Genomic DNA, 10,972 nt, shown 5'->3' with positions numbered 1-10,972 from the left:
GAAGCCGAAGCCGAAGCCGAAGCCGAAGCCGAAGCCGAAGCCGAAGCCGAAGCCGAAGCCGAAGCCGAAGCCGAAGCCGAAGCCGAAGCCGAAGCCGAAGCCGAAGCCGAAATGGTTGCGGAATCAACCTATGAAGAACCCGCTGCGGAACAGGAAGAAAAGCGTGGCGGCTTCGTACCCGCCTTGATCGGTGGTGCGATCGCTGCTGCGATCGGTTTTGCCGCAGGTACCGCCGGACTGTTCAATTCAGGCCAGACTGACGCGATTGCCGAGTTAAGGGCGAAGATTCGCGAACAGACCGGCCAGATTGAGGAGTTAACGAAGTCTCTGTCCGACAGTTCGGATGTGGATGGGAAAATTGCAGCGTTGACTGATCAGGTCACACCGCTCAGCGCGGATATGGATGCGCTTAAATCCAGTGTCGCGGGGCTGGAGGGCAAGGTCGACCCACTGGCCAACCGCCTGAGTGAGTTGGAAAGTGGCGCATTGACCCAAGGCGCGTCGCCCGAAGTGTCCGCAGCGTTTGAAGCCGAGTTGAAAAAACTGCAGGATTCGCTTGCCGCTCAACGCACCGAGGTGGAAAAAATGGTCGCGGACGCTCAAGCGCTTGAGACCAAAGCCGCTGCCGATGCGCAAGCTGCAACCAATGCGGTCGTACTGTCGCAAGTCCAGGGTCAGTTGGACTCCGGTCAGCCCTATGCAGATTTGATTGCTGAACTGACGGCGGGCGGCGTCAGCGTGCCCGATGCACTGTCAGCACCGGCCGGCGAAGGCGTTGCAACGATTGCCGCGCTGCGCGACTCGTTCCCGCCCGCAGCCCGCACTGCATTGGCCGATGCGCGCGATGCGGACAAAGGCACGGGGCTGGTCGCCTTTCTGCAACGGCAGACCGGTGCCCGGTCGGTGACCCCGCAGGAGGGTGACGGCCCAGACGCGATCTTATCGCGCGCGCAGGCGGCTTTGTCCAAAGGCGATGTGTCAACAGCGCTGAGCGAACTCAAGTCATTGCCCGAGGCGGCACAGGCTGCTTTGGCCGATTGGGAACAGGCGGCGCAAACGCGGGTGGCTGCCGTGGACGCCGTGAATGCGCTGCAATCCAGCGTAAACTCGAACTGAAGGACCTGCCATGCTGTGGTCATTGTTAAAGATCCTTGTTTTTGTAGCGATTATCGGTCTGCTGGCCATGGGGGCTATCTTCCTGATGGATACCAGTGGTGGCGTGCAAATCACCGCCATGGGGACCGAGGTTACGCTGAGCCCGCTGCAATCGGTAATCGCGCTGGGCGTGTTCGTTGTTGTGATCTGGCTGTTCTTCAAACTGCTGACCCTGCTGATTGCGACGCTTCATTTCCTGAACGGCGACGAAACCGCCTTGTCGCGTTACTTCGACCGCAGCCGCGAGCAGCGCGGCTATCAGGCCTTGTCAGATGGCCTGATGGCTCTGGCCTCGGGCGAAGGGCGCGTGGCGATGAACAAGGCCCATAAGGCCGAAAAGCTGTTGAACAAGCCGGAATTGACCAACCTGTTGGTGGCGCAGGCTGCTGAGATGAATGGGGACACGAAAAAGGCGTCGGAGACCTATAAGAAACTGGTCACCAACAACGCCACCCGCTTTGTCGGCGTGCGTGGCATCATGAAACAGAAACTGGCCGAGGGCGACGACGATACCGCCCGTAAACTGGCTGAAAAGGCGCTGGCGATCAAACCGCGCCATGCCGAGACGCAGGACATTCTGCTGGGTCTGCAAACCAAATCGCAGGACTGGACCGGCGCGCGGTCGACCTTGACCGCTAAGCTGAAGGCCGGCCATCTGCCGCGCGACGTGTACAAACGACGCGATGCGGTGCTGGCCTTGTCCGAAGCCAAGGATATTCTGGATGAAAACGCCACGGTCGAACAGCGGGAACACGCGATTGAAGCGAACCGCTTGTCTCCTGATCTTGTGCCCGCCGCTGCTATGGCTGCCCGTGCCTATATTGAAAAAGGCAAACCGCGCGCTGCGACCAAGATTCTGAAAAAAGCGTGGGAGGTTCAGCCGCACCCCGATCTGGCCCATGCCTTTGCCGAGATTGCGCCGGATGAAACCCCTGCTCAACGGATCACCCGGTTCACGGCTCTGACCCGTATCCATCCGGAAAACCCGGAAACCCGCCTGATTCTGGCCGAGTTGAACATCGTTGCCGAGGATTTCCCCGAAGCCCGCCGCGCGCTGGGTGATGTGGTGGAAAAACAGGCTGATGCACGCGCCTATACTCTGATGGCTGCAATTGAACGCGGTGAGGGTGCCTCGGATGCGGTGGTGCAAGGTTGGCTGGCCAAGGCGCTCAATGCGCCGCGCGGCCCGCAATGGGTTTGTGACAATTGCCACGACATTCAGCCGGAATGGGGTCCGGTCTGTCAGAACTGCGGCAGCTTTGACACGCTCAGCTGGCAGACCCCGCAAACACCTGAGATTGCCACAGCAACCGGTGTGCATATGCTGCCGTTGATCGTTGGCGCGCTTGAGGACAAGGCAGAGCCTGAGCCCGAAGTGGAAGAACCTGAGGAAACGGTTGAACCCGAAGTCATCGAGATGGAGGCGGAGCCCGTCCGCCCTGACGTTGAACCCGTTCAGCCTGATGTTGAGCCGGTAGTGGAAAAACAGACCTAGCGGTTCCCAAGTTTGATTTACTTACCGCCACTGTCCTTATTCTACGAACTAGTTTTGCTTTGCGCCGAGGCGTCCAGGTAGGTCCAGCGATATTTGGGTGGTGTCGGGCCTTTGTTTCGCCCGCCTTGTTGGGTCTGCTCCCAAGCGTGCGCGAGAATACCTACCGATCGGGAAAGGCAAAACAAGCCGCGCGCAAGTGGGGCAGGGAAACCAAGCTCGGCGTATATCACCGCCGTTGCTCCGTCGATATTCATGGGAACCGGTTTACCTTTGCGATTTGCAAGCTCTGTCTCAATGTCTGTTGCGACAGCTTTAAACCGCCCTTCGCAGGCGCTTTGTTCGATCGCTTCGTCGACCAAGCTCATCAAACGCGGCGCGCGCGGGTCGGTTGGCGTGTGAAACCGGTGGCCAAATCCAGGGAGAATTTTTCCGTGCGAGGCGATCCATTCATCCATCGCAGCGCCAACCTCTGAAGGGTGCGAGTGGACAAATTGGTACAGCATCACGGCCTGTTCCCCGGCGCCGCCGTGGATATCACCCAGCATATTCACCGCGCTGGCCATGGCGTTATTCAGTGGCAACCCACAGGTCACGGCCATTCGGGCCGTTGCAATCGAAGGCGCCTGCGGTCCGTGATCCACAGCAGCAACCAACGCGGCCTCGAATAACCTTAGTTGAGAGGGTGAGGGCCGGTCGCCGCGTACCATGAACCAGATCATTTCCGCGAAGCTGAGATTGCCGATGAGGTCTTGAATAGGCTCTCCGCGTAGGTCGATGCGCCCGGGTTCCATGTCGATGATTGCGGTACTCCACCAGTCCGCGACGTCGCTCATATGACACCCTCCTTCTTCAATTCATCAATCTCGGCGCTTGAAAGACCAAGCTCCAACCAGATAGCTGCGTTATCCGCGCCAAGCGGTGGGGGCGAAGTTCGGGGCATCCTGCGTTGTCCATCCATAACGACTGGGCTGCCTGCCAATTTCATCTCTTCGCCGTGTACGGACAGGGATCCAATTAGACCACGGCCTGCAAGTTGTTCGTCCGACAGGGCTTCAGGCACAGTCAAAACCTGCCCGGTCGGAACGCCCAGTGCATTCAGTTCGTTGACCCATTCACTGGACGGACGTGTGCGCAGTGTTGCTTCCAGATCTTCTCGAAGAGAGTGGCGGTTCCTTTTGCGGTCTTCGCGCGTCGCATAATCCGAGTTTTGCAGCAAATCCTCTCGACCGAGATGTTGGACGAGTGCCTGCCATTGCTCGTCGCGATTTGCGGCGATGTTGATCGGGTTGTCTGCGGTGGCAAATGTCCCGGAGGGTGCGGATGTTGTGTTTTCGTTACCATGCGCTCCGGGCAAAACGCCGCCGACCAGATAGTTGGAAACCACCCAACCCATCGTCGAAATCACCGCTTCGGACATGGCAATATCCAAAAAAACGCCGCGCGGGTTGGCGTTCAAGGCCGCGCTGATGGCGAAAGCCGCCGTCAAACCTCCGACGGTATCGGCCAGCGGATAGCCAACGCGGTAGGGGGCTGTATCAGGCGAGCCGGTTATCGACATGACACCGCTGAGACCCTGAACGATCTGGTCATAGGCGGGGTCTTTTCGCCGAGGCCCGTCCTGACCAAAGCCGCTGATCGCGCAGTAGATCAGGTTGGCGTTTTCGGCGCGCAGAACCTCATAGCCCAACCCCAGACGGTCCATGACGCCGGGCCGGAAATTCTCAACCAGAACATCCGCCGTTTGCACCAACCGTTTCAGCAGCGCTTTGCCTTTCGCCGATTTCATATCCAGGGTGACAGACTTCTTGTCCGCGTTCTGGGCGAGAAAGCTGATACCCATACCCGCCTTGTTCCGGTCTGGATCAGCCCCCAGAACGCGAGCAAGGTCGCCGCCTTCTGGGCGCTCGACCTTGATCACTTCGGCCCCCATCAGCGCAAGCTGATAGCAGCAGTACGGGCCCGCCAGAACGTTTGTCAGGTCAAGAACCCGTATGCCTGACAGGGGCTCAGTCGCCATCTGCAACTCCGGCTGCGCGTGCCCGTGCCCGACGCGCGCGGTAGCTGGGCAGCAGTACCAGCAGTGCGGCAATCACCAGCAGTCCCAGCGTCATGGGGCGTTCCCAGATAAAGGCGATACCGTCATAAAGCTGCATGGAGCGGGCGAAGTTGTCCTCCATCATCCCGCCCAGGATGAACCCGATCAGTAGCGGGGCCAGCGGGTAGTCGGCAAACTTCAACGCCGTGGCACAGACGCCGAAACCAACAAGGATCAGCAGTTCGGTGGCATTGTTCTGCCCGATATAAGCTCCCATCAGGGTGAAGAACAAAATGAACGGGATCAGGTAGTTGCGCGGAACGGCCAGCACTTTGGCGATGTAGGGGATCAGCGGCAGGTTCAGGATCAGCAGAACCAGGTTTCCGATGAACATCGACATGATGACGGCCCAGAAGATCTGTGGCTCATCAATCATCAAACGCGGGCCGGGTGTCACGTTCAGGGCAATCAGAGCGCCCAGCAGGATGGCCGTCGTGCCCGATCCGGGAATGCCCAGTGTCAGCAACGGAACAAATGACCCTGTACAAGCCGCGTTATTCGCCGTTTCAGGGGCTGCCAACCCTTTGATCGACCCTTTGCCGAATTCTTCCTGCTCTTCCTTCGGCGCGATGTTACGTTCAACCGCGTAGCCCAGGAAGCTGGCGATTGTGGCACCTGCACCGGGCAGAACCCCGATGAAAAAGCCCTGAACGGATTGCCGTCCCACCACCGGTGCGATGGCTTTGGCCTCTGCCTTGGTGATGCGCAGGTCTTTAATTTTGCCATCGTCGCCTTTCAGGTCCTTTGGCTTCAGAACCAGAAACAAGGCTTCGGGCAGGGCGAACATGGCCATGGCCAGCGTTATGAACCCAAAGCCGGATTGCAGATCCATGATCCCCATGGTGAAGCGAGGCAGGTTGAATAGGGCGCCTTCGCCAACGGTTGCCATGATCAGCCCGAGGACTGTCATGATAACCGCCTTGGCGACCTGCCCGCTGCCCGCAAAGGCTGCAATGGCCGAAAGGCCCACGACCATTAGCGCGAAATATTCGGCCGAGTGGAACAGCAGCGCGACCGAGGACAAAGCAGGGGCGAATACCATCAGCAGCACGGCCCCAAGTGTTCCGCCTGCAAAGCTGGCGATTGCGGCGACTGTCAGCGCCTTACCGGCCTTGCCCTGCCGCGCCATTGGATAGCCGTCAAAGCTTGAGGCGACCGTGCCTGCGACCCCCGGCGCATTCAGCAGGATGGACGAGGTCGAGCCGCCAAAGATCGCGCCGTAATAGACCCCGGCCAACAGGATCAGCGCGGCGGATGGATCACCCATCGAGATAGCGACCGGGATCATGATGGCGATGATCGACATCGGCCCGAGGCCCGGCAGCATCCCGATGAATGTGCCGATCAGACAGCCCGCGATGACCATCAGAAGGTTTTGGATTGAGAATGCCGTTTGCAGGCCGATCAGAAGTCCTTCAAGCATGTCAGCCTCCGAAAATGCCCGGCAGAGGGCGCATGTAGATGCCAAGAACTTCCTGAACCAGATACCAGACGGCGCCAGTGGCGATGAACGCTACGGGCAGCATGATGTGCCACTTGCGCTCACCCAGAATGAAGGATCCGAGGATCAGGAAGGCCGAGGTCGAAATCAGGAAGCCCACGGGGCGCAGGCAGAGGGCGTAGATGACCATCAGCGCCAGCAGAATGAGAGCCTGAGCCAAGTGGTAATCACCCAGCCGCCGATAATCGATATCGGCCTCTTTCGGCTCGGATTTCTCAAAGCCCAGCAGGATGATTGTTGTTGTGACGATACCCAGAATGGACAGCACCTTCGGGAAGGTGCTCGGCCAGATAGGGTTGCGCTGCATGAAGGGGGGCAGGCTACTATCCATCGTGAACCAGGCGGCGTAGCCATACGTTAAACAAACACCCAGCAGAACGAGCGCGATCCAGCGATCCAGCGCCATAGTACCCCCTCCTTTTTTGTTGTCGTTGGGGATGGCAGAGCGGCGCACCGCTCTGCCAAATGTCCGATTAGAGGAAACCCAGCTTTTTCATCAGATCGCCAATCTGCTGTTCCTGCTGCTCAAGGAACGACTGGAAGTCATCGCCCGAGTTGTGGATGTTCACCCAACCGTTGCGGGCGCGAACGTCTTCCCACTCCGGGGTGTCATACATCTTGGCAATCGCGTCCTGATAGGCGGCCAACTTGTCTTCCGGCAGGCCAGGGGCTGCGAAGAAGCCGCGCCAGTTCACGAAGGATGTGTCGATGCCCTGTTCCTTCATGGTCATCGCGTCGGGTGCTGCGTCAACGCGTTCGTCAGCAGTTACACCGATAATCTTGACCTCGCCTGCATTCGCCAGATCGACGGCTTCCGAGAAACCGGTCGACAGGGCTGCGATTTCACCTGACAGCAAGGCTGCCATGGCTTTGCCACCCGCGTCATAAGGGATGTACTTCACAGCCAATGCATCCTTGCCCGCCGCTTCCATCACCATGGCTGCAACCAGATGGTCCATGCCGCCCGGTACCGAACCGCCACCGATGGCCGTTCCCGATGGATCAGCGTCAAAGGCAGCCAGAAGATCGTCCATCGAGTTGATCGGACTGTCCTTGCCTACAACAATCGCGGCGTAGTCGCCGATGGTGCCCGAAACCAGCGTCAGGTCGCGGAAGTTATGCGGGAACACACCGGTCAACGAGCGGATCACGATAGGTGTCGAGTTCACCATCAGCGTGCCGTGGTTGCTATCAGCGTTTTCGATCAGGAAGCCGATGGCCTTACCGCCGCCGCCACCTGACATGTTTTCGTAGGAAGCAGTACCTACGAGGCCCGCTTTGGTCAGCGCCTCGCCGGTGCCACGTGCCGTGCCGTCCCAGCCGCCGCCAGCACCACCGGGGATCAGAAAGTGGATGCTCTCCACGACCTGATCTTCGGCCAAAGCCGGGCCAGTCAGGCCAATTGCGGCCACAGCTGCGATTAGGGCGCGTCGGCCCAGTTTGAATGTCGTCATGTTTTCCTCCCGTTTGACAACCGGCCGCAGGGCGGCTCAGATTGGATGAAAGAAAAACACACCAACCTGACATCAACCTGTCACGCGGCAAAATACTGATTGGGCCCGATGAAATTTCTGCTTGTCGAAGATAATTTGGACCTCGCGAATGCGATCAGTTCTCGCATGCGCCTGGACGGTCATGTCATTGATCATGCAGCGAATTTGGAGGATGCGACCGCCTACGTCGAAACCGAGGAATATGACCTGATCCTGTTGGACATTATGCTGCCAGACGGGGACGGTCGTGACTTTCTGAAACGCCACCGGGCAAGCCGTCTGGACACGCCGGTGATCGTTTTGACCGCTCGAAGTCAGGTTTCAGATCGAATCGGTTCGCTCGATCTGGGGGCAGATGATTACGTGACCAAACCGTTCGACCATGCCGAGCTTGAAGCGCGCTGTCGCGCTGTTCTGCGTCGAAAGTCGGGAATTGCAAAATCCACAATCGAGATTGGTGGCGTGGTGTTTGATCCGGTGGCCGGTCATCTAACGGTCGGGGGTGAAACAGTCTCTCTAAGAAACCGTGAATTGCGCATGATGGAGCTATTCATAAACGCCCCGGGTCACGTGTTTTCGAAGCAGAAACTGGCAGACAGGTTGTTTTCGTATGATGACAACGTGTCGGACAACGCCATCGAGGTCTATGTCGGGCGCTTGCGCAGGCATCTTGAGCCATCGGATCTGAAAATAACCACTTTGCGCGGTTTGGGATACAGGTTGGATCATGACCGCTAATCCGACCGTTTCAGGGTCTTTGCGAAACAGGCTTGTGCTGACACTGATTGGTGGTGCAGCGGTTCTTGCGATCCTTCTGTTCTTCGCAGTTCGAAACTATGCAGCACAGGTGGCTCAGCAAGGTCAGGACAACATTCTAGAGGCGTCGGTTACGTCTATTTTGGACGCCGCTGCGCTGAGGGATGGAACGCTTGAAGTGGATATCCCATATGCTGCGTTCTCGATGTTGAGCACCCCGTCGGATGATCGGGTTTTTTACGCGATTTTTCAGGACGGTGAATTCCTGTCCGGGTATGAAGACCTTCGTCTTGCGAGCGGGCTTGAAGACAGCGATTGGTCGTTCAAATCAGGGGAACTCCGAGGTGAGCGTGTCCGACAAGTCAGCGCCAGTCGAACGCTTGTTGGGCTGGGGCGGCAGACAGAAATCGAAGTTGTTCTCGGTCAGACTCAGGACGCGCTATCGCAAACTCTGGACCAGATTTCACGCAATGCCGCGCTTTTGGGATTAGGCTTCTTTCTTCTTGCCGCGGCGCTTTCTTTTTGGGTTACTTCGACAACCATCGGTCAGCTCAACAAACTAACGACGTCGGTGACACGAAGGGGTCCACAGGATCTCAGCCCGTTCAAGAAACCTGTTCCCCGAGAAATGGCACCATTGGTCATGTCCTTGAATTCACTGATGGGGCGTTTGGATCAGTCACTCAGCCAGTCTGAGGATTTTATCGCCGAGGCGGCCCACCGCGTTCGAACGCCGCTCGCGACTGTCAGGTCTTATGCCGAGGCAACGCTTCACCGGGTAGAAAGAAAAGAAAATCGCGAGGCGCTGCGGGCTATGGTTCGTGCGATTGACGAAAGCTCTCGCGCTGCGGGCCAGTTATTGGATCATGCAATGATCACATCTCGGGCCGATCGCCTTGAACGTGAGGATGTCGATCTCGTTGAGTTGATCCGCGAGCTTGTTCAGCGATTAACGCCAATTGCAGAAATGAAGGAGCTGTCGCTTTCCTTGACGGGTGATCCAACGGTTCCCTATTCCGGTGATCCAATCCTGATCCAGAACGCGGTTCGAAACATGATCGATAACGCGCTGAAATATGCCCCTGCGGACAGCACTGTTGAGATAGAGGTCACAGCGAAACCTGAGGTCAGGGTCAGCGACTCGGGACCGGGATTTCTTCCGGAAGAAATTGATCAACTGACGCGACGGTTTGAGCGCGGAAAAAACGCCGTCGGGACGATTGGATCGGGGCTGGGATTAACCATCGCAGAGGATGTGGCGACCGCACACGGTGGCACACTGGTTCTTACAAACCGGCCAAAGGGGGGCGCATGCGTTATCTTATCGCTCTGACTCTGATTTTGCTGCCTGGCTTGGGGTGGACCGACGACTGGGAAGATCGCCTTATCTTTAACGAAGGCGCAGCGGGTCCTCGTCTGCGGGTTATCTCAAGCACGGACACGGTCTTGTTCGCGCCGTTGATTGAAGGCTTTGTCGCCCAAAATCCTTTAATTAGTGTCGAATACCTTGTATCCGGCACAGCTGATATCAACGAACGCGTCCGTGCCACGCCTGACGCTTTTGACGTTGTTGTCTCCAGCGCGATGGACCTGCAACTGAAACTGGCAAATGACGGCTATGCGCTGCCAATCGACGATATAGAAACGCCGACTTGGGCGCAGTGGCACCACAGCTTGTTCTCGTTCACGACTGAGCCTGCGGCAATTGTGATCAACCGTACAGCGTTCGAGGGTCAGCAACTTCCACAGACGCGCCAGCAATTAATCGAAGCCCTGCGCGAGCGACCGGAAGAATTTCGCGGCAAAGTAGGAACCTATGACGTCCGCGAGTCTGGCCTCGGTTATCTTTTCGCGACACAGGATGCACGTGCTTCGGAAACATATTGGCGCCTGATGGAGGTCATGGGCGGTCTGGATGTTCGATTGTATTGCTGTTCGGGCGAAATGATAAACGATCTCGCTGACGGGACGATCCTGGTCGCTTACAACGTCCTTGGCAGCTATGCCGCTGTCCGCACAGAGGGTAAGGACACGCTAGAGGTGATTTTGCCGACTGATTTTCAGACGATTATGATGCGGACAGCCTTGGTTTCACAGACAACACAAGAACCGGATGCGGCAGAGGCATTCGTCCGCTACCTGGTCACAGAGAAACCGGCCTCGCAGCGTATTCCATCTTCGCTTCCACCGCTCACGTCTCAGGATGGCGCAACGGATCGAGAGACGATTGGCCTGAATCCTGCTTTGCTGACATTTTTGGATGACCTGAAACGTAGGAAATTTCTGTCGGCTTGGGAAAACGCGGTCATCCAGTAGAGAAAGCGCCTGTCAAACCTTCTTAGGCCAGGTCTTCCACGGCTTGCCTGCGTAATGAGAAATGTCCTGGTTGGGCGCATCATTGCATTCAAGTCCGGTAGCCAATTGTCCCAATCAAATCCGTTTGCTAACGTCGCCCTCGCGTCGGGGAGGGCGTGCAA

General features: G+C 57.7%; 10 protein-coding genes. 5 read left to right on the top strand and 5 right to left on the bottom strand.

Going from position 1 to position 10,972, the window contains the following annotated elements:
* Both ABLN94_RS23350 and ABLN94_RS23345 read left to right on the top strand, forming a co-directional pair.
* Positions 1 to 1,116 (top strand): COG4223 family protein (locus ABLN94_RS23350; RefSeq protein ID WP_352996931.1); only part of this gene is annotated, 1,116 nt, incomplete at its 5' end.
* A 10-nt stretch (positions 1,117 to 1,126) separates the two neighbouring features.
* On the top strand, positions 1,127 to 2,650 hold the full coding sequence (locus ABLN94_RS23345; protein ID WP_352996929.1) for a heme biosynthesis protein HemY: 1,524 nt from the start codon (positions 1,127 to 1,129) through the stop codon (positions 2,648 to 2,650).
* A 41-nt stretch (positions 2,651 to 2,691) separates the two neighbouring features.
* Here ABLN94_RS23345 and ABLN94_RS23340 read toward each other — a convergent pair whose 3' ends face one another.
* The 5 genes from ABLN94_RS23340 to ABLN94_RS23320 all read right to left on the bottom strand — a co-directional run bounded on the left by ABLN94_RS23340 (position 2,692) and on the right by ABLN94_RS23320 (position 7,700).
* Positions 2,692 to 3,483, bottom strand: coding sequence for a citryl-CoA lyase (locus tag ABLN94_RS23340; protein WP_352996927.1), 792 nt, complete (start codon positions 3,481 to 3,483; stop codon positions 2,692 to 2,694).
* Entirely contained in the window at positions 3,480 to 4,667 is a 1,188-nt protein-coding gene (locus tag ABLN94_RS23335) for a CaiB/BaiF CoA transferase family protein (RefSeq protein ID WP_352996925.1), read from the bottom strand. The genes ABLN94_RS23340 and ABLN94_RS23335 overlap by 4 nt, the downstream gene beginning before the upstream one ends.
* Entirely contained in the window at positions 4,657 to 6,168 is a 1,512-nt protein-coding gene (locus ABLN94_RS23330; protein WP_352996923.1) for a tripartite tricarboxylate transporter permease, read from the bottom strand. The genes ABLN94_RS23335 and ABLN94_RS23330 overlap by 11 nt, the downstream gene beginning before the upstream one ends.
* A gap of 1 nt (position 6,169) precedes the next feature.
* Complete coding sequence (locus tag ABLN94_RS23325) at positions 6,170 to 6,652, bottom strand: tripartite tricarboxylate transporter TctB family protein (RefSeq protein WP_352996921.1); 483 nt, start codon at positions 6,650 to 6,652, stop codon at positions 6,170 to 6,172.
* 67 nt (positions 6,653 to 6,719) lie between these two features.
* On the bottom strand, positions 6,720 to 7,700 hold the full coding sequence (locus ABLN94_RS23320; protein WP_352996919.1) for a Bug family tripartite tricarboxylate transporter substrate binding protein: 981 nt from the start codon (positions 7,698 to 7,700) through the stop codon (positions 6,720 to 6,722).
* 108 nt (positions 7,701 to 7,808) lie between these two features.
* Between ABLN94_RS23320 and ABLN94_RS23315 the strand changes: the two genes are divergently transcribed.
* From ABLN94_RS23315 to ABLN94_RS23305, 3 genes are read left to right on the top strand one after another with little or no spacing between them, the layout of a single operon-like run.
* Positions 7,809 to 8,477 (top strand): response regulator transcription factor, encoded by a 669-nt coding sequence (locus ABLN94_RS23315; RefSeq protein ID WP_352996917.1) that lies wholly within the window; start codon positions 7,809 to 7,811, stop codon positions 8,475 to 8,477.
* Positions 8,467 to 9,828 carry a sensor histidine kinase gene (locus tag ABLN94_RS23310; protein ID WP_352996915.1) on the top strand — a complete coding sequence of 454 codons (1,362 nt, stop codon included), beginning with the start codon at positions 8,467 to 8,469 and terminating at the stop codon, positions 9,826 to 9,828. The genes ABLN94_RS23315 and ABLN94_RS23310 overlap by 11 nt, the downstream gene beginning before the upstream one ends.
* A complete protein-coding gene (locus tag ABLN94_RS23305) occupies positions 9,807 to 10,811 on the top strand; it encodes an ABC transporter substrate-binding protein (RefSeq protein WP_352996913.1) in 1,005 nt (334 codons plus the stop codon). Before ABLN94_RS23310 ends, ABLN94_RS23305 begins: the two co-directional genes overlap by 22 nt.
* Positions 10,812 to 10,972 lie beyond the last annotated feature (161 nt).

This window comes from Ruegeria sp. SCP11 (genome assembly GCF_040329455.1).
Classification (GTDB): domain Bacteria; phylum Pseudomonadota; class Alphaproteobacteria; order Rhodobacterales; family Rhodobacteraceae; genus Ruegeria; species Ruegeria atlantica_E.
Note: the sequence above shows the minus strand (reverse complement) of the source record. Positions and strands in the feature narration are given on the sequence as shown.

Coding starts and splice junctions, on each gene's coding strand:
- ABLN94_RS23320 (WP_352996919.1), bottom strand. CDS start 7,700: ATGACGACATTCAAACTGGGCCGACGCGCCCTAATCGCAGCTGTGGCC.
- ABLN94_RS23315 (WP_352996917.1), top strand. CDS start 7,809: ATGAAATTTCTGCTTGTCGAAGATAATTTGGACCTCGCGAATGCGATC.
- ABLN94_RS23310 (WP_352996915.1), top strand. CDS start 8,467: ATGACCGCTAATCCGACCGTTTCAGGGTCTTTGCGAAACAGGCTTGTG.
- ABLN94_RS23305 (WP_352996913.1), top strand. CDS start 9,807: ATGCGTTATCTTATCGCTCTGACTCTGATTTTGCTGCCTGGCTTGGGG.
- ABLN94_RS23340 (WP_352996927.1), bottom strand. CDS start 3,483: ATGAGCGACGTCGCGGACTGGTGGAGTACCGCAATCATCGACATGGAA.
- ABLN94_RS23345 (WP_352996929.1), top strand. CDS start 1,127: ATGCTGTGGTCATTGTTAAAGATCCTTGTTTTTGTAGCGATTATCGGT.
- ABLN94_RS23330 (WP_352996923.1), bottom strand. CDS start 6,168: ATGCTTGAAGGACTTCTGATCGGCCTGCAAACGGCATTCTCAATCCAA.
- ABLN94_RS23325 (WP_352996921.1), bottom strand. CDS start 6,652: ATGGCGCTGGATCGCTGGATCGCGCTCGTTCTGCTGGGTGTTTGTTTA.
- ABLN94_RS23335 (WP_352996925.1), bottom strand. CDS start 4,667: ATGGCGACTGAGCCCCTGTCAGGCATACGGGTTCTTGACCTGACAAAC.